Source organism: Vibrio sp. 03-59-1, from assembly GCF_013114135.1.
Classification (GTDB): Bacteria; Pseudomonadota; Gammaproteobacteria; order Enterobacterales; family Vibrionaceae; genus Vibrio; species Vibrio cortegadensis.
The window spans coordinates 24,252-43,288 of record NZ_VTYA01000018.1 but is presented as its reverse complement, the minus strand read 5'-3'; the positions used below and the strand labels follow the sequence as shown (position 1 = coordinate 43,288).

13 protein-coding genes are annotated in these 19,037 nt (G+C 42.4%); 8 read left to right on the top strand and 5 right to left on the bottom strand.

The window, feature by feature from the left end:
• The first annotated feature begins 65 nt into the window (after positions 1–65).
• The 3 genes from F0249_RS16480 (at position 66) to F0249_RS16470 (ending at position 5,532) form a co-directional block, all read left to right on the top strand.
• Entirely contained in the window at positions 66–1,370 is a 1,305-nt protein-coding gene (locus F0249_RS16480; protein ID WP_171757206.1) for an inosine/guanosine kinase, read from the top strand.
• 241 nt (positions 1,371–1,611) lie between these two features.
• Positions 1,612–3,360, top strand: coding sequence for a formate--tetrahydrofolate ligase (locus tag F0249_RS16475; RefSeq protein WP_171757205.1), 1,749 nt, complete (start codon positions 1,612–1,614; stop codon positions 3,358–3,360).
• Positions 3,361–3,633: 273 nt separating this feature from the next.
• The gene (locus F0249_RS16470; RefSeq protein ID WP_113798080.1) at positions 3,634–5,532 is read left to right on the top strand and encodes a diguanylate cyclase; all 1,899 of its coding nucleotides are present in this window, start codon (positions 3,634–3,636) and stop codon (positions 5,530–5,532) included.
• A 122-nt stretch (positions 5,533–5,654) separates the two neighbouring features.
• Here the strand turns inward: F0249_RS16470 and F0249_RS16465 are convergent, their stop codons facing one another.
• Together F0249_RS16465 and F0249_RS16460 are read right to left on the bottom strand one after the other, a co-directional pair.
• A complete protein-coding gene (locus F0249_RS16465) occupies positions 5,655–8,819 on the bottom strand; it encodes a glycosyl hydrolase family 18 protein (protein ID WP_171757204.1) in 3,165 nt (1,054 codons plus the stop codon).
• Positions 8,820–9,235: 416 nt separating this feature from the next.
• The gene (locus F0249_RS16460; protein ID WP_136995738.1) at positions 9,236–10,114 is read right to left on the bottom strand and encodes an AraC family transcriptional regulator; all 879 of its coding nucleotides are present in this window, start codon (positions 10,112–10,114) and stop codon (positions 9,236–9,238) included.
• Positions 10,115–10,316: 202 nt separating this feature from the next.
• On the opposite strand from F0249_RS16460, the gene F0249_RS16455 reads away from it, so the two are divergent.
• The 5 genes from F0249_RS16455 (at position 10,317) to F0249_RS16435 (ending at position 15,170) form a co-directional block, all read left to right on the top strand.
• The gene (locus F0249_RS16455; RefSeq protein ID WP_171757203.1) at positions 10,317–11,465 is read left to right on the top strand and encodes an iron-containing alcohol dehydrogenase; all 1,149 of its coding nucleotides are present in this window, start codon (positions 10,317–10,319) and stop codon (positions 11,463–11,465) included.
• A gap of 289 nt (positions 11,466–11,754) precedes the next feature.
• Entirely contained in the window at positions 11,755–12,471 is a 717-nt protein-coding gene (locus F0249_RS16450; RefSeq protein WP_171757222.1) for an amino acid ABC transporter ATP-binding protein, read from the top strand.
• Between the two features lie 16 nt (positions 12,472–12,487).
• Positions 12,488–13,285: an amino acid ABC transporter permease gene (locus tag F0249_RS16445; RefSeq protein ID WP_017053140.1), complete on the top strand. Its 798-nt coding sequence runs from the start codon at positions 12,488–12,490 to the stop codon at positions 13,283–13,285.
• A 25-nt stretch (positions 13,286–13,310) separates the two neighbouring features.
• The gene (locus F0249_RS16440; RefSeq protein ID WP_017053141.1) at positions 13,311–14,138 is read left to right on the top strand and encodes a transporter substrate-binding domain-containing protein; all 828 of its coding nucleotides are present in this window, start codon (positions 13,311–13,313) and stop codon (positions 14,136–14,138) included.
• A 192-nt stretch (positions 14,139–14,330) separates the two neighbouring features.
• Complete coding sequence (locus F0249_RS16435; protein ID WP_253825334.1) at positions 14,331–15,170, top strand: amino acid ABC transporter permease; 840 nt, start codon at positions 14,331–14,333, stop codon at positions 15,168–15,170.
• 84 nt (positions 15,171–15,254) lie between these two features.
• Here F0249_RS16435 and F0249_RS16430 read toward each other — a convergent pair whose 3' ends face one another.
• The 3 genes from F0249_RS16430 to F0249_RS16420 all read right to left on the bottom strand — a co-directional run bounded on the left by F0249_RS16430 (position 15,255) and on the right by F0249_RS16420 (position 19,032).
• On the bottom strand, positions 15,255–16,550 hold the full coding sequence (locus tag F0249_RS16430; protein ID WP_171757202.1) for an alpha/beta fold hydrolase: 1,296 nt from the start codon (positions 16,548–16,550) through the stop codon (positions 15,255–15,257).
• A 184-nt stretch (positions 16,551–16,734) separates the two neighbouring features.
• Entirely contained in the window at positions 16,735–17,241 is a 507-nt protein-coding gene (locus F0249_RS16425; protein ID WP_171757201.1) for an RNA-binding S4 domain-containing protein, read from the bottom strand.
• 183 nt (positions 17,242–17,424) lie between these two features.
• Positions 17,425–19,032, bottom strand: a complete 1,608-nt coding sequence (locus tag F0249_RS16420; protein ID WP_171757200.1) for an ABC transporter ATP-binding protein — start codon at positions 19,030–19,032, stop codon at positions 17,425–17,427.
• Positions 19,033–19,037 lie beyond the last annotated feature (5 nt).

Here is a 19,037-nt window from a genome sequence, read left to right as displayed (position 1 = left end):
AAATTGAAAACAATCTAGAGCTTGTGTGATATGATGCGGGAAAATTTCCAACTCGCATTTTAAAAATGAAGTTTCCTGGTCAGCGCAAATCTAAGCACTATTTCCCAACACACACTCGAGATCCACTTGTTAATCAGATGAAGCAAACTCCAAAGTTGTATCGTCCGATTATTGTTGGTGTTGGTCAAACTATCGTCGATATAGAAGCTCGTGTAGATGATGAGTTCCTCACTAAGTACGGATTGAGTAAAGGACATTCTTTGGTCTTAGAAGAGAGCAAAGCGGATGCTTTATATGATGAGCTCGTCGAACGCGGCCTTATCACTCATCAGTATCCTGGCGATACTATTGGTAATACATTGCACAACTATTCAGTGCTTGCAGATAGTAAATCTGTTCTGCTTGGTGTTATGTCTCGTAATATCGAAGTCGGTTCTTTTGCGTATCGTTACCTTTGCCGCACATCTTCACGCATGAACCTTAATAACCTCCAAACGGTAGAAGGTTCAATCGGTCGTTGTTACACGCTAATCTCTCAAGATGGTGAACGTACATTTGCGATCAATGAAGGGGAAATGAATCAACTTCGTCCAGATAGCATTCCTGAAGATGTATTCGAGAAAGCATCAGCGTTAGTTGTTTCTTCTTATTTAATGCGTGGTAAACCTGAAGATCCAATGCCGCAAGCAGTAGCTCGTGCTATTGAGATCGCGAAGAGCCAAAATGTCCCCGTTGTTCTTACCCTTGGGACGAAATGGGTTATTGAAGGTAATGCTGAGTGGTGGCAGGATTACATTAATGAAAACATTTCAATCATTGCGATGAATGAAGAAGAAGGAGAAGCCCTTACCGGTGAAAAAGATCCTCTTCTTGCAGCAGACAAAGCTCTCGATTGGGTTGATTTGGTTCTGTGCACTTCTGGCCCTGTTGGACTTTATATGGCTGGCTATATTGAGGATTCAGTTAAGCGCGAAACCGAACTTCCTTTACTGCCGGGTAATATCCCTGAATTTAATAAATATGAATTCAGTCGAGCGATGCGTAAACAGGAGTGTAAAACACCTGTAAAAATTTACTCGCATATCGGCCCTTACTTGGGTGGACCGCTTGAAATAAAAAATACCAATGGTGCGGGTGATGCTGCGCTGTCTGCTCTTCTTCATGATATGGCGGCAAATAGCCATCACTGTATGAACGTTCCTAATTCATCAAAGCATGATCAGCCTTACCTAACCTACTCTTCACTCTCTCAAATTTGTAAATACGCAAACCGCGTAAGCTACGAAGTGTTAACTCAGCACTCACCTCGTTTAGCTCGTGCGTTGCCAGAGCGTGAAGATAGCTTGGAAGAGGTTTACTGGGACAGGTAATACTGATTCAAATCAAACTTCTTTTATCTATGTAAATAAAGGCCACATAACGTGGCCTTTATTATTGTTACACGAAAAATATATGGTACAACAATCTCATATTGATCTAAGGCAGAAAGTTTATTGTTTTATTTCTTATAGTGTAGAACTCTAGAATTTTCTCTTTACATAATACGATATAGCCGTATCATGCCGACGCAAACGATTACGCAACTTGAGTAAGTGAGAATAAGGGGCATTTATGCTATCTGATATTGATATCTGTCGAGCAACAAAACTAGCGAACATTGAAGCGATCGCCACTAAAGCGGGGCTTCTCCAGTCTGAATTCCAATCTCATGGCCCTTACAAAGCAAAAGTCTCATTACAAACCATCAAACGATTAGAAGACAATCCTAATGGCAAATTAGTCTTAGTCACTGCGATAACGCCAACCCCTCTTGGCGAAGGTAAAACAGTCACGACGATCGGCTTGTCTCAAGGCTTAGCCCAAATTGGAAAATCTGTTATGGCCTGCATTCGTCAGCCATCTATGGGACCAGTTTTTGGCGTTAAAGGCGGTGCCGCTGGCGGTGGATTATCTCAAGTAGCACCAATGGAAGAGTTAAATTTACACCTCACTGGTGATATTCATTCAGTAACCGCGGCCCACAACCTTGCAGCTGCAGCAATCGATGCTCGTATTTACCATGAACAACGTGAAGGCTACCAAGCATTTGAACAACGTTCAGGACTGAAAGCATTAAAGATTGATTCGAATAATGTCTGCTGGAAGCGTGTTGTCGACCATAATGATCGTGCTTTACGTATAATTACCGTTGGTCAGAATGAACCTGGAAAAACGATTAACGGCTATCAACGCGAAGATGGATTCGACATTTCGGCCGCATCTGAACTCATGGCTATCTTAGCTCTTGCTGCGGATTTGAAAGATCTACGCCATCGTATTGGTAATATTGTTATGGCGTATGATTTAGAGGGCTTACCTATTACCGCTGAAGATTTGCAAGTCGCGGGAGCAATGGCAGTAACAATGCGAGATGCCATCGAGCCAACACTTATGCAAACACTCGAAGGCGTACCAACGCTAATCCATTCAGGCCCATTTGCAAATATTGCTCACGGTAACTCTTCTATTATTGCTGATAATATCGCTCTAAAACTCGCCGATTACACTGTTACAGAAGGCGGATTCGGTTCTGATATGGGATTTGAAAAAGCGTGTAATATCAAAGCACTAACATCAAAAACCTCTCCTGATTGTGCAGTCATCGTCGCAACATTACGTGGCTTGAAAGCGAATTCGGGACTTTACGATCTCCGCCCTGGCGCTGCACTTCCTGACTCTTTATTTCGCCCAGATCAAAATGCACTAGAAGCTGGGTTTGAAAACCTAAAATGGCATATTAACAACGTCAATCGTTATGGTATTCCTGCTGTCGTCGCCATTAACCGCTTCCCTCAAGACTCTGACGAAGAACTAAATGTTTTGAAAGAGATGATTGAGTCATTAGATGGGCAAGTTTCTGTCGCGATCAGTGAAGCATTTGAGAAAGGCGGAAATGGTGCAATTGAACTCGCAAATGCCGTCACAATCGCGTGCGAAAATGAGAAAAGCTTCAATTCGTTATATACACTAGAACAATCTATTGAAGAGAAGTTAATGGCGGTTTGCAAAATTGGCTATGGTGCAACAAGTGTCGAGTTTTCAGAGCTTACCAAGAAACAACTGCATCAGTTGACTGTACAAGGGTTTGACAAATTAGCGGTTTGCTTAGCAAAAACACCATTATCTATATCCACTGATCCTTCAGTAAAAGGTGCTCCTAATGATTTTACCGTTCATATTAGAGAGTTAAAATTATGCTCAGGTGCTGGGTTTATTTATGCTTTGTGTGGCAATGTAATGACAATGCCAGGTTTACCTGACAAGCCAGCGTTCATGGCTTTAGATCTTGATGATGAAGGTAATATTACAGGCTTAAGTTAAGCCATTTCAGTTATCACTAGTCATGCACGAAAGCTCCAGCAGTCAACTCGGCTCTGGGGCTTTTCTGTTTTGGTTCCTACTTTTATTGAAGCAAATTTCGTCCATTTACAGTGTAAAAACCAATAATACGGATTCGAGAAGAATCCTAGTGCCCACACTCCATTCATAAATCCACACAATCTGACACATTCACTCAAATATATGCGTACAACATCACATGAATAGCTCGCAAAACAATGTACCATATATCATTACTATGGTGAGGTGAAAGCGTTGACATTTATATCAAAAGCAATCTATCAATTTATATTAATATTTATTGCATTAAGTATTGTGCCAGCTATTTATGTCGTAAAAGAGTATGACAACATTTATACAAAACACGCGCATGAAATAAATAAAACTAGCTTTAATCAACTTGAAACCATCTCAAATGACTTCAGTAAACTAATTAAAAGGCTCCATGCATCCACAAAAAACATGGCTACCTCTACTGTCTTGCTTCAAGCACTACAAGAACCGAACTCTACAAATATAAAAGTGCTTCATGATGTTTGGGCACTTATCGCTGATGGGCAAGGTTATTTTTCAAAACTCCGCTTCATTAACAGTGATGGTATGGAAGTTTTGCGCGTTAATTATGATTCATCAGGGTCATTCCCTGTTGACGAACGACACCTCCAGAATCAATCTAACCGTGAATTTTTTCAGTACGCAACGGGTTTGTCAGCTAACCAAGTAGGCATTTACTCCATTGATTTAGAAATGGAAAATAATACATTTTCTCAACCACTATCCCCTACTCTACGCTTTATCGTACCAATCACAGTTAAAGGTGATCGCTTGGGGTACTTCGTTGCTAACCTTAATCTCAATATCGTATCGACAACCCTTCATGCTCACCACCTTACAAATCGATACACTACCATTATCAATGGCGATGGTTACACTCTCCTTGGTGGCAAAAAAAGCACTGCATATGGACATTTAATTTCAGAAAGAGAAGGGGAAACTCTCAAAGTCACTCAACCTGAGTTGTGGTCCTTAATTCAATCAAATGAAAGCGGCAATTACTTTAACGGAAAACAGTGGACGACCTATTCTAAGATTTATTGTCCGTTTGATTTCTCTGACGACTCTCTTTATATGCTAGTGACCCATAAAAATGACGATTTTGTCTCAGCTTATAAGAACAATATCGAGGATTTTAAGTGGCAAGTCGCGGCTTTACTCTTTATTTTGGTTTTCATATCCATATCCTTTACCGTGTGGAATATAACCCACAAGAAAAACTGTCTTGACAGTAAAATAGCCAAGGCGGCAATGAATGGAATGTCCGCGGTCATCATTACTGACAAAAACAATCGTATAATTACTGTTAATCAAGAATTTACGAGAGTAAGTGGTTACACGTTAGATGAAGTAAAAGGTAAGAGCCCGTCACTGTTTAGCTCAGGGAATCACAACCAAGAGTTCTTTATTAATATGTGGCGTCATTTACAGACCGATGGTCAGTGGCAAGGAGAAGTCATCAATAAGCGTAAAGATGGAACCTTGATAACGGAGATTTTAAGAATTCAAGCCATTACAGGCAAAAACAATGTCATTAAATTTTATGTCGCTTCATTTGTCGATATTACAGAACGTAAAGAGTTAGAAAATAGATTAAGAACCTTAAGCGAAAAAGATCCACTTGCGGGGTGCTGGAACAGAAGAAAGTTTGATCTCGAATTAAAAAATGAGTGTGCACGGGTGGTTCGTTATCCTCAACAGGCGAAGTCTTGTCTTGGCATCATTGATATTGACCATTTCAAACGAGTGAATGACAAACTCGGACATGATGAAGGTGATAAGGTGATTAAAGTTGTAACAGAAATCCTTCAAAAAGAGTGTCGCGAAACTGATTTTATCGCTCGAATTGGCGGTGAAGAATTCGGTGTAATTATGCCCCACACAACCACTTCAGAAGCAGAGATCGTTATGAACCGTTTACGTGTTGCGGTATTTCTACATTTTGAAGAAAAAATCACTATTAGCGGCGGGGTCACTGACATAATCGAGAGCTCAGAACGCACCTATAAATGCGCTGACATTGCTCTTTATGATGCCAAATCTTCTGGTCGAAACAAAATTGCTCTGTTTTCTAGTAGTGAGTTTGATCAAATCGCTTAATCAAGTTCTCCACCATATACAAGCCACATCCATCTCATATAAAAAAGAAGCACCGCGATATTAACCGAGGTGCTTCATCTACGTTTAGTGAATGTTTCGAGTAAAAGCAAATTTACCTGAAATTAAACATTACAAACTTTCGTCCAACTTCCATCACTACCAGGGACTGAAGCGGTCCACCAATTAGCTTGGTACACCACGCCTTGATGGATCAGTTTATCGCCTGTATTTGCATGGCTAGGGTTTCCCGCCCAGTCTTTTTGCGGAAAGTCCGGGTAAATTCCAACGCCAGAGCTCTCACAAGTTCCAGGGTTTGTTCCACCATTGTCTCCATCATTACCGTTATTAAAGTCACCTAGAGGTAAATCAGGCTGTTCGAACTTAAATGCGTAATCAACACCATTAACATTCACGCTGTAGTTCGCAGGCCCAGAAATTGGCAGGTAATAGACCATATCAAGTTCATAAACGCCACCTGCTGGAAGTTCTTTCCAAGCTGGCAATGTGAATGCAACACGGTGCATGGTGCCATCTAAGCCACCGATATTATCACTACGTGAGTGACCTGAAGCAATAACAGTCAGGCCCCCACCGGATTGGTCTTTGGCATTGTCTGGAGCGGATACTGGAATGTCAAACTGGAACTCTGTGCCACCAGGTAGAGCATGACCCGTATTATTAGTGAAGGTCACTTTAGGGTTAATTGGGTAGTTTTGATCACCAACTTTAAAGCCACCGACCGAAACCGCTATATCCACGCTTTCTGTTGGTATTGCGCCAGTCGCAACCTTATTTCCATACGGTGTCGCTGATTTAAATTTATCATAAATCGCTTTGGTCATGGTGTTACCCATATGGTATTCACCATTACCACTGGTACATGCTTGCTCAGTAGTATCAATACTAGTGCGATTTCCTGCGTTATCAAGGATATAACAGTTATAGTCCCCCGCGAGCTCCCAGAACATGATGCCGCCAATCTCTTTATCGATAACATAGTCTGCTTTCACATCGATAGACTGTTTATCTTCCGTTGAAAGGAATACGCCCTTCTCTGCATTCCACAACCAAGGGGCTACGGCTACACTGTCATAGTGACGAGCATAAGAGCCAACAAATTTATCCGCGGGATCATTAACAGGATCAAGCTTATATGCGTCGGCATAAGAGCCCCAAATACCTTTCTCTAAGTTTTTAGCATGCCACATCGGGTTGGATCCCGCGCCCATTTCATTCCCTTTTGCGTCGGTATCGTGCCACATGTTATCGATACCAATTGCACCATTACCGCAATTGTTTTTCTCACCTTCTCCTGTCCCTGCCGCACACTCAGCTTGATTAGGAAGTGCCGCTCTGCCCCATAGGCCATTATCACCTCCTGTTACGTCCTGCCAACCACGAGTGTAATATGGAACGCCAATATTGATTCGTCCCGCAGGCATAGAACCTCTAAAGTAGTGGTAGGCCCAGTCTGTATTTAGATAGCCAATCCCGCCATATGCCGCCGTTCCGTAGACATTCCACTGTGCGAGTTCAGAATCCTTGCCTGTGTCATACAAAGCAGCATTGTGACCAACATGATCATTCCACGCGCCGTGCAAGTCATAAGACATAATATTGACGTAATCAAGGTACTTAGTGACATCAAATGTCTCCATCCCACGCAACAAATAGCCAGAAGACGGTGCGGCAATGGTTAACATATAATGATGGTCATCTTGCGTAGAAGCGACATCCAATTTTTCACGCAGCACCTTCATCAACTCTTGATAAGAAGCCCACAGATACTGTCGGCGTGGCTCCATAAATGCCTTATCATCAGGATTACCCGCTCCCGCCATAGACGTTGGGTACTCGTAATCGATATCTAGACCATCGAAGCGATACTTTCTCATCATTTCAACAGCAGAGGTTGCGAATGTCTCGATCCCTTGTTTATTGATCGAACCATCGGCATTCGTCGTCATAGTATAGAATCCGCCATCTGCGACTCTATTACCATCAGAGCCAAAATGGCCTCCTGTTTCAGCCCATCCTCCAATTGAGATAAGCGTTTTCACATCGTGCTTCTGTTTTGCAGTCGCAAGCGCACCAAAATGGCCTTTGAAACCTAGATTTGGATCGATCTCAACACCAGCCCACTCTTTGCTAACGGCAGCATTATTTGGATCATTAACGTCCCCAACATTCACTTTGCCATCAGAGCCGATACTCACGAACGCATAGTTAATATGAGTGAGCTGCTCCCAAGGAATATCTTTTACAAGGTATGCGGCTTGTGGGTCATCCCCCGAACGCCAGCTGGTGAAATAGCCAATCACGCGACGTGGGTGATCAGCGCCCATAATTTCACGCCCTTCGTCATCATAAATAGTGCAATATGGAACATTCACGCCCTCTGTTTGATACAAACCATCTGGGCGGCAAGTGTTAGCGACAGCATCTCCTTTCACTACCAACTCACTGATGGAGGAGTCAGTCGTTGCACCTTCGTTGTCTGTCGATCTTGCATATACTGCTAATGTACCCACTTTGACAGCGGTATAATTAAGAACATATGGGGCTTTTGCTGCGGTTTCCACAAGCTGCCCTCCAACAAAGAAATCTACTTTATCAACACTTCCGTCTGAATCTTCAGCCGTAGCAGTCAAAGTGACGGTCGAATTAAGATCGACTTGAGAAGCAGAAAGAGCAAGGCTAGCGGAAGGTGGAAGGTTATCAGAAGCCGCTGGATTAACGGAAATCAACACAGAGCTCTCTTTGCTCACTCCACCTTTATCGTCATATGCAATGACGCTAAATAAGTGATCTCCAACGGTTGAGGCCCAAGTTGCTAAATAAGGAGCAGAGCGGCTATCGCCTACAATAACGTCATCCACAGAAAACTCGACTAATGCGATACTTCCATCTGCATCACTTGCATCAGCAGCCAATTGAACAACATCACCAGCGGTGATCGCATCATTTATACTTGGAGATGTCAAACTTGCTGTCGGAAGCTGGTTAGGCTCTACAGGGCTAGTCCCTGAACACGCATCAAGCAACTTCCACTGGGCATAATCACCAGAAAACTTTGTTGGATCATTATTTTGATTCCAGTAATTTGCTTGATATGCACTACCTTGATGCTGAACTTTTGCTCCGCCCGTATATACTTCTGCCGAATCCCAGACTTCCATAGCATTACAATCAACGGCTGCGTAGCTATTAAAAGCCATTAAGCAGGAAACTGTCAGTGTGCTAAGTGCAAACATACTCGTATTTGCTACTTTGTTTTTCAAACGCATAATACCTATCCCTTAACTTATTGTTCCACGTATTAAAAAGATATATTTAAGATGACAACGACTTAAATCGCTGCGTGAAGCAACTTTAGGCTAGATAGATTTTTTAACACTGAGATTTATTCTGATTCACACATTCACTCGCAAAATGTTGTGTGAACAGTGCAACAACAGAGGCTTATTTTGCATCGATAAGAAATATTTCGAAGATTTTTTGCAATAAAAAACCACATCAGATTCGATGTGGTTTCGAGTTGAAGCATGACTAGTACTTCTAGGGAACTAAAACAGCTTTACGATTAAGCTTTGGATATTATTGCAGAGAACCAGAACATTAAAAGAGTAAATTTAATGGATTGTATTTCCTCTTTTCATTTATAGCTCATATTCTGCAATATACTTTGTTTATACACTTTTGTTTATGCACCTTTCGGAGTCGAGTTGAAGTGACGTTTAAATTCTCTACTAAATTGTGATGAACTACTATAACCAACCAACCTAGCAGCTTCATTGACACGCTTTCCTTCAAATTGGATCAACTCTCGGGCTTTATTCAATCTTACTTTTTTCAAATACTGCAGTGGCGATTCTAAGGTGACAGAACGAAAAGCCTGATGAAAAGCAGAAATACTCATATTCGCTTCCTCTGCTAACTCTTGCACCGTCAATGAATCTGAATACTCTTTATGCACTTTACTTAATGCCTTTGCGACTCGTGCATAATGCCCATCATGGTGTGCGAGCTCAAACAACACGTAGCCTTCGGAACTTGTCAGGGCGCGATAAACAATCTCTTCTAACAAGGATTCACCAAGAACTTTGGCTTCAAGATCGTTATGCAAAGCGAGCATCATGCGCTTGCAACTCTCTAACATGTCGTTTTCCATCCGTACAGATTTCAGGCCGCAGTTCTCTTGCTTACACTGCCGCGTATTCTGAAAACCCAGTTCTTCTAGTCTTCGAACGATACGATTGAGGATCTTGGAATCAATGCTGATCGTTAACCCGAGCAGTGGTTCTTCATCTTGTGGCAAAGCTTCACACTCTAAAGGCATAGGAACGCCTACAACTAGGTAGTCATCAGGCCCATAGGAGACAGGTTGATTGCCTATATGAATATTCTTATGCCCTTGCCCCATTACAATGATGCCAGATTGATAGATAAAAGGCTGACGTTGATTCCCTAAACTGCTGCGATAAAAATGAACTCCGGGGATCACCGTTTCACGAATACCTTCTAAATCATGCCACCCTTTATGATCCACAAAAGATTGCATTAACGCACCTAATTCACTCATACCGTACCTATCGTATATTCTGGTCAACTACAGACACAGATTACGACAATTATAGAAATAGGCAACAAAATTGGATGAATTAGCCTTTTTTAGCCATCAATGCCGTACTATTATGCACAGTATAAAGTCGTGTTGGATAAATACGACATAAGAATAAGCCTGAGTTATAACAAACTCACGAATAACACTTGAGGTCACAGCAATGAAATTCTCTTATGTAAACCCTACTCTTATCCATTTTGGTCAAGGTCAAATCGAAGCAGTTAAATCTGCCATTCCACAAGACCAAAAAGTTCTCGTGATTTATGGCGGCGGTTCAATCAAAAAGAACGGTGTATACGATCAAGTAACTGAAGCTTTAGAAGGTCACTCATGGGTTGAATTTTCAGGTGTTGAACCTAACCCAACAAAAGAAACACTAGATAAAGCCGTTGCTATCGTTAAAGAGCAAGCGATTGATTACATCCTTGCTGTTGGTGGTGGTTCTGTTATTGATGGTTCTAAATATGTTGCCGCTGCCGCGAAGTACGCTGGTGAAGGCTGGGACATTCTTGAAGGCAAACATAAGGTAACTGAAGCGACTCCTATTGGCGCAATCCTAACTTTGCCTGCAACAGGTTCTGAATCGAACATGGGTGCTGTAATTACTCGTGCAGCGACTCAAGACAAGCTGGCATTCATGGCTCCTGCAGTTCAACCAAAATTTGCTGTTATGGACCCTGATGTAATGAAAACACTACCAGAGCGTCAGTTAGTTAATGGTATTGTTGATGCTTGGGTTCACGTTTGTGAGCAATACATTACTCGCCCAACAGGTGCAATGGTTCAAGATGGCTACGCAGAAACTCTGCTTCGTTCATTAAAAACTCTTGGCGAACAGTATGCTGAGCGTGACAACGACATGTGGCGTGCAAACCTTATGTGGTCAGCAAACCAAGCTCTAAATGGCTTAATTGGAACTGGTGTTCCACAAGATTGGGCAACGCACATGATTGGCCACGAACTTACCGCTCTATGGAAAGTCGATCACGCACGTTCACTTGCTATTGTTCAACCTGCGCTACTACGTAACCAAATTGAAGCAAAACGCGGAAATCTTGAGCAAATGGGTAAAAACGTCTTTGGTCTTGAAGCGAGTGATGATCTAGCTGAGCGTACAATTGTTGAGATTGAAGCTTTCTATCATAGCCTAGAAGTTCCAACAAAATTAACCGATCACGGCGATGATAAATCATCAGCAATCGAAGCGGTTGTTAGCCAACTTGAATCTCACGGTTACTTACAACTGGGTGAAAACCAAGCCATTACGTTAGAACGTACACGTGAAATTCTAAACGAAGCTGTTCTGTAGTTATTCACATCTATATGAATATCTTTAAACAGAGCAATGTGTAAACAACGCTTAGTTTAAATTGATTATTACTTAAATCGACGAGCTAACCCTCGTCGATTTTTTATTTTCTAAGTATTTATCTTGTTTGCTCAATTTAACGTCAACATTGTTCTAACTACTTTAATAAAAGTATCAATCACTTAATTCAAGCTATATACAGATTTCTAAGTGCAAATACCAAGTGATATTGTTAAGGTAGAAATCATAAGTCTCAAGATAAGTGACCATGCAAATAAAATCAGAAAATATGGTTGAATTTTCTCAACTGAATAAGTGGTTTGGCGATTTTCAGGCTCTAAAGTCGATAGACTTCAAGGTCAAGAAAGGTGAAATTGTCGTCATTTGCGGCCCATCAGGCTCAGGAAAATCCACACTAATACGTTGTATCAATCAATTAGAGTCTTATGATTCTGGTGAGTTGCGGGTTTTATCTTATCCAGCTGGATCTAAGGCGATTAAACCAGGTCAAATCGGCATGGTTTTCCAACACTTCCATCTTTTCCCTCATTTAACGGTTCTTGAAAATCTCACGTTAGCGCCAATGCGAACTCTTAACTTAAGTAAGCAAGACGCGACAGAGTTAGCAATGGGCTTTCTTAATCGAGTGCACATTGCCGAGCAAGCCGACAAATATCCTGCCCAGCTGTCTGGTGGCCAGCAGCAAAGGGTCGCTATCGCACGTTCATTATGCATGAAACCAGACCTCTTACTTTTTGATGAACCCACTTCAGCTCTCGATCCTGAAATGATCAATGAAGTCCTTGATGTGATGGTTGAGTTAGCAAAAGAGGGAATCACAATGATCTGTGTGACTCATGAAATGGGTTTCGCAAGACAAGTTGCTGACAAAGTCGTATTTATGGATCAAGGTGAAATATTAGAGACCGCACCACCGGAAGCGCTTTTCTCTTCACCACAGCACCCAAGAACTCAAGCTTTCTTAACTCAAATATTAAGCTATTAGCGGTAACGGAAAACTGATGGTTAAACGTATCTTAGCTCCCGTACTTTCGGCCTTACTGCAAATCACTTTGCTCATTATCGGTATGATGTGGTTACTTGATTCTGGCGCACAAGCAATGGGATACCAATGGCAATGGCAGCGAATACCTGATTACCTTTTCTATTTTGAAGATGGCGAATGGTGGCCAGCAGAATTAATAGAAGGTTTGCTAGTTACACTAAAAATATCAGGGCTTAGCTTAATCGCAACACTGGTTATAGGCATGACTGCTGCCCTATTACGTTTATCTGATTCCATTGTAGGCCGCTGTTTAGCAAAAAGTTACATTGAATTAATACGTAATACTCCTCTGCTTGTGCAAATCTACTTGCTGTACTTTGTCTTTGGACCAGTCATCGGGCTCGACCGATTCTCTACCGCCATTCTCGCTCTAGCTCTGTTTCAAGGCGCTTATACCGCAGAGGTATTCAGGGCCGGATTAAACAGTATCCCTCAAGGTCAATTTGAAGCCGCACACTCTCTCGGCTTATCAAAATTATCAACCTACAGGGATATTATCTTACCGCAAATGTTGCAAAAAACACTTCCGCCACTGACGAATGAAGTAGTTTCTCTGGTCAAGAATTCGTCTATCGTCAGCGTCATGGCTATTTTCGATCTCACCACCGAGGCAAGAAATATCGTATCTGAAACAGCACTCCCCTTTGAAATTTGGTTTACTGTTGCTGCAATCTATCTTTTACTGACTTTATCACTATCTGGCATTTCAGCGTGGTTCGAGCATCGACTCGGGGCAAACTGGCGTAGCTCGTAATTGACAAGAAAAAGGAACTCTCAGCATGAAGCTATTTAAAACCGCTATTACAACGCTTTTAGGATTGGCCATTAGCCTACCCACACTCGCCCAAAACAGCGGGACTCCCGATACAACACCTAACCTTGATAAAATCAATCAACGAGGAACGCTGCGCGTCGGTATGTCGACGTTTGTTCCTTGGGCAATGCGTAATAAACAAGGTGAATTGATTGGGTTTGAAATCGACGTAGCCAAAAGGCTTGCAAAAGATTCAGGCTGGAAAGTAGAGTTTGTGCCGACATCGTGGGATGGGATCATACCTGCACTGTTAGCTAAAAAGTTTGATGTGATCATTGGTGGTATGTCGATCACCAGTGAGCGTGAAAAAAGCGTGCTCTTCTCTACCCCCTATTCCCACTCCGGTGTTCAACTTACGGCAAACAAAGAACTTGCAGATGGTTTTAGTCACTTTGATGATTTCAACTCTCGCCGCGTAAAAATCGCAGCTCGTCGCGGTGCTTTTACGGTTCAAGTAGCACGAGAAACTTTCCCTAAAGCAAAAATACTTCAATTTGATGACGATGCTCAAGCATTCCAAGAAGTGCTGAATGGTAATGCGCATGCGGTGATTGCCTCTAGTCCAAAACCTGAGCACGAGACAATTAAACATTCTAACACCTTGTTCCTGCCATTTACTGAACGCTTATCAAAAGGTAATGAAGCCTTTGCGGTACGCCTAGGAGAAGACGATAAAAAAGCGTTCTTTAACCAATGGATTCAAGCACGAACAGAAGATGGATGGTTAAGCGAGCGCTACGAATATTGGTTCTCAACGCTGGATTGGCAAAACCAGATTGCTCAAAAACAGTAACCGCGAAAATAAATATTTTGCGTCTCTAAAAGATAACATCAAGCGAATTACGCTTATTTAATTATCCAAGACAATGAAAGATAAGGTAGCCCAGTGACAAATTCGAATGAGCTAAAATTACAGAGCTCTTCTAAAACTCATCAACGTCATATCAATAGAACTTCATTTTTGAAGATCAATAAACTTGACGCTATGTTACTGGCTATCTTAGCTTTATTTATCGTATGGATATATTACCGCTCATCTGCAGGTGTTAATTACCATTGGCGTTGGGCCGAAACCTTTGAACTACTGACTACCTCAAGGGCCGACGGAAGCCTTCCCTATTTCTTCCAAGGGTTACTCTCCACACTTCGCCTTACCATTTGGGGGATGGTGCTGGCCTTGCTATTCGGCACGCTCTTAGGTTTAGCTCGCCACTCAAAATCTGTCATATTTAATGCACCAGCAACAGCATTCATTCAATTGGTGAGAAATATTCCACCCTTGGTTTTTGTCTTTATTTTCTATTTCTTTATCTCAAACCAACTCATTCCGTTATTAGGATTAGAAGCTTTATTAAGAGAGCATGATGGGAACATTAACCTGTTACAAGCCACTCTATTTGGCCCCAGTTATTTGTGGGAGAACCTTATCTCAGGCGTGCTTTGTGTTGGTTTGCTCTCATCCGCTTACATTGGAGAGATAGTAAGAGCGGGCTTACAAAATGTTCCGAAGGGGCAATGGGAAGCAGCAGAAACACTTGGGTTATCACGATGGTCTAAGTACCAAGATGTTATCGCACCACAAGTGATTACGACCATCACGCCTCCACTTGCAGGGCAGACTATTTCACTGATCAAAGACAGTTCAATTGTGGCACTTATTTCGATTCAAGAGCTTACCTTTGTAGGTACTGAAATGGCCAACTCATCGGGGTTAATTTTTGAAATTTGGCTCATTGTGGGGCTTGCGTATTTTATTTTGTGCTTCTCACTTTCTCTTATTTTTAGCCGAATAGAGAAAAAGAGTCAGCGCTACTTACAGCGGTAACGATCGATTCAATGATCAGCACCAATGGCTAACTAATACCCCTAAGGAATTGAATTAACCATTGGTGTTTCGCACTATTGCGCTTTACTTGGGTAAATTGGCAATGCTATTAGCGATACCCACTAAGCGATCAAATATGCGTTCACCATCGACACCAATGCCGTTATGCTCATATTCATTGGTGATCCAAGCCTTCGCATTCGGTATTTTCGCCAAAGTTTCACGGCTATAATCTAACTCAACATACATGTCATCGGCATACACGGCACAAGCCACTGGCACTGTATTTTTCGCCAAGACTTCCGCATCATAAAGTTGAGGCCAATCTTTCTTCACCGCTAATAACTCTGCCGCAGCCTGCAAGTGACTTAAGGTAGACAACTGTTCAAACATCCACGGGTAAACCATTTCTCCTGTAAAGCAGAAAGGTTTATCTTCTGAATAGCTGAACTCTATGAACTCATCACGCACACGATGTGCTGACCAATTTGATGAAGAACTCTGACAATAGATGGATTCGTGCAGAATCGCATAGATTGGGTTGGTTAAATAGCCTTGCTCTTGCTGCATTTGATTCAAAAAGCTATAGCTCAATTCTTGTTTTCCATCGGCTTCAACAAACGCAGACTCTAGCGTGTAATACATAGGCAAGTTCGCCCCACTGCGCCCCAAATTAATTCCGATAAGCTGGAACTGTTCGACAGTAAACGGCTGACCATTTGGCAACCTAACATCGTTCGCAAACAGGTAATTAGCGATTTGCTTACACAGTGTTTGAGCTTCAGGGAACTGAGCAAAGAAAGCTTGGTTTTTATCAAGTACCCGCTGATAAGTTGCACGATATACGTCATCAGCATGACGAGTAATTGATGGGATCCCACCTGTAACGTAACAACGTAGCAGACTTTGTGGAAATAGAGATAAATAGGTCAGCGTACAGAACCCACCAAAACTTTGGCCAAGGGTCGCCCATTGTTTAACACCTAGCTGTTCACGAATCGCTTCAGCGTCACGCACAATATTATCGGCACGGAAGTGAGTTAAATACTCAGCTTGTTGAGCGGGTGTTTTGTGCGCAAGAGTTTGGTGACTGATAATCGTACTATTGCCCGTTCCTCGTTGATCCAACAGCAGTACGCGATAATCTTGAAGTGCGCGTTTCAACCAACCTGATTCACCGTTAGGGCGCGGTGAAGGAAAACCGGGGCCACCTTGGAAATAAACTAGCCACGGCAGTTCATGGTTATTCTCATGACTTAACTTCACCACCTCTCTTGCGAAGACTTTAATCTGATCTCCTTGAGGTTGTGTGTAATTAAGGGGTAAATCAAAATGATGCTGACGATATAAGATTTGGCCATCGATGAACTGCTTCTGCACTGTACTTCCCTCACGGTAATCAAGAGTCGTTACTCTAGCAGTAACCTTGACAAATCACAGTAATAAAGCCGCTTAAATCAACGAATTGTGCAGGAAATAAAACAAAAGGCTTTAACTCTCCATCATTGCGTTATGACGAGAAGTTAAAGCCTTCTTTTAGACCTAAGATTTTTACTTGAGTATCTTAGAAGAAATCTATGGAGTGACGACCGCTGTTCACATCACGATCAACGTTCGATTTATCTTGTTTCACGGATTTGCTCTGCTTCGCTTTCTTTCCTTTCGGCTGAGCCGCTTTTTCCGCTTTCTTCTTCTCTTTTCTTGCGGCGCGCTCTGCTTTTTTCGCTACTTCTTCTTTTTCAGCTTGTTGCTTCTTCGCTAATTTTGCTGCTTTTTCGTCCGCTTCTTCCATTACTGGCGCATCACAAACCACAACATAATATTCTTGGTTGAATTCAAAGAAGTCACCATCGTACATTTTACGACGTTTGCGCGTTTCAAGTTCACCATTAACCGCAACATAACCTTCAGAAATAATATGTTTCGCTTCGCCGCCGCCACCAACTAAATTGGCAATTTTAAACACTTTATATAATTCAATAGGTTGGCTTGAAACATCGATGCCAATCGCTTCAATTTCTATCTCTTCACCTTCTTGGTGAAACTCTTCTTCGTACTGTTCTTGGTCCATGGTGACCTCTGTCATAAAACTTTGCAGGCAGTGTAATGCTAAACGCAAGAAATGACCACTTATCCACTCTGGTTTGCTCCAGTAAAGCCAAACAAACTTAAAGCGTCGCTTAAAACCTAATGAAAAATATTGAAACTGCCAGCAATCACCGATTCATGGCCGTTTTCATTCTTAGTATCAAGCTTAAAAACTCGACAGATTAACCAACTCTTGAGTGTAACTGTGTTGTGGCGAAGCAAACAGAGACTGCGTGTCACCCTGCTCAATTATCTCCCCATTACGCATCACTATCGTGTAGTGGCACAACGATTTAACGACATTGAGATCATGGCTAATAAACAGATAGGTCAAACCATATTTCTGCTGTAAACTTTTCAGAAGATCCAGTACTTGCGCTTGCACCGTTCGATCCAGTGATGAGGTTGGCTCATCAAGCAAAATAAACTCCGGCTTCAAAATCAGAGCGCGTGCAATGGCAATTCGCTGGCGTTGTCCTCCAGAAAATTCATTGGGATAGCGATGTCGCGTATTCGGATCTAAATCAACCTCTTTCATCACTTCGCAAATCATGGCATCCAGCGTCTTCTCATCATGTTCTTGGTGAACTCGTAACCCTTCTCCGATGACTTGAGCCACTGACATTCTCGGGTTCAGCGCCGAAAATGGGTCTTGAAAAACAACCTGCATTCGACTTCGAAATGGCAACATCCCTTTTCTGTCTAACCCTTGCAGCTCACTGCCTTGATACGATATTGAACCTTCGCTTTTCAATAACTTGAGGATAGCCATACCTGTTGTTGATTTACCTGAACCACTCTCTCCAACCAAGCCGATAGAGTGACCTTTACGCAAATCGAAGTGCATATCCGTCACGGCTTTGATATGAGAAACCACTCGTTTGAATATTCCTCCGGTAATGGGGAACCATACTCGTAGCTGGCTTACATCAAGCAAAGATGGTGCATCAACTTCAACATCAACCGGTAAGCCTCGTGGATCAGAATTAATCAGCTTCTGCGTGTACGGGTGAGAAGGGGCCGTAAAAACGGTTTTGCACTCTCCAATTTCAACCACTTCGCCCTCTTTCATTACCGCAACTCTGTCAGCGATTCGGCGCACAATACTCAAATCGTGGGTGATAAACAGCATTGCCATACCCAACTCTTGTTGCAAGTTTTTAAGTAAATCTAAGATCTGAGCCTGTACCGATACATCTAATGCGGTGGTCGGTTCATCGGCAATTAATAGCTCAGGTTCATTGATCAGTGCCATCGCAATCATTACGCGCTGACGCTCTCCGCCCGATAACTCATGCGGGTACGCATTTATTTTTTGCGCTGAGTGACGAATCCCCACTTTATCTAACCAAGAAATCGCCAACTCTTCTGCTTTCTTTGTGCGCATACCACGGTGAATGGCTAATGTTTCAACTAACTGCTTCCCAATCTTATGTAGTGGGTTCAGTGACACCATCGGCTCTTGGAAAATCATCCCGATGCGCCCGCCACGAATTCCTCGCAACTGTCGCTCTGAGCAACTCAGAATATCGGTACCATCAAAAGTAATACTGCCCGATAAGTAGTGAGACGAACCTTTAGGAAGCAATTTTAATACTGAGTTTGCAGTGACCGACTTGCCCGAACCACTCTCACCTACGAGCGCGAGCGTCTCCCCTCGCTTTATGCTCAACGAAACGTCGTGTGTCACTTGATCAATACGGTTGTCTCTACCAAACCCAACCGATAGCTTATTAATCGTTAACACCGTTTTTTTAGAACTGTCATTCATCATTTTGA

Bases quoted from the DNA above. Each gene is read 5' to 3' on its own strand.
- F0249_RS16455 (WP_171757203.1), top strand. From the start codon at position 10,317: ATGAAATTCTCTTATGTAAACCCTACTCTTATCCATTTTGGTCAAGGT.
- F0249_RS16440 (WP_017053141.1), top strand. From the start codon at position 13,311: ATGAAGCTATTTAAAACCGCTATTACAACGCTTTTAGGATTGGCCATT.
- F0249_RS16460 (WP_136995738.1), bottom strand. From the start codon at position 10,114: ATGAGTGAATTAGGTGCGTTAATGCAATCTTTTGTGGATCATAAAGGG.
- F0249_RS16445 (WP_017053140.1), top strand. From the start codon at position 12,488: ATGGTTAAACGTATCTTAGCTCCCGTACTTTCGGCCTTACTGCAAATC.
- F0249_RS16450 (WP_171757222.1), top strand. From the start codon at position 11,755: ATGGTTGAATTTTCTCAACTGAATAAGTGGTTTGGCGATTTTCAGGCT.
- F0249_RS16420 (WP_171757200.1), bottom strand. From the start codon at position 19,032: ATGATGAATGACAGTTCTAAAAAAACGGTGTTAACGATTAATAAGCTA.
- F0249_RS16480 (WP_171757206.1), top strand. From the start codon at position 66: ATGAAGTTTCCTGGTCAGCGCAAATCTAAGCACTATTTCCCAACACAC.
- F0249_RS16475 (WP_171757205.1), top strand. From the start codon at position 1,612: ATGCTATCTGATATTGATATCTGTCGAGCAACAAAACTAGCGAACATT.
- F0249_RS16425 (WP_171757201.1), bottom strand. From the start codon at position 17,241: ATGGACCAAGAACAGTACGAAGAAGAGTTTCACCAAGAAGGTGAAGAG.
- F0249_RS16435 (WP_253825334.1), top strand. From the start codon at position 14,331: ATGTTACTGGCTATCTTAGCTTTATTTATCGTATGGATATATTACCGC.
- F0249_RS16465 (WP_171757204.1), bottom strand. From the start codon at position 8,819: ATGCGTTTGAAAAACAAAGTAGCAAATACGAGTATGTTTGCACTTAGC.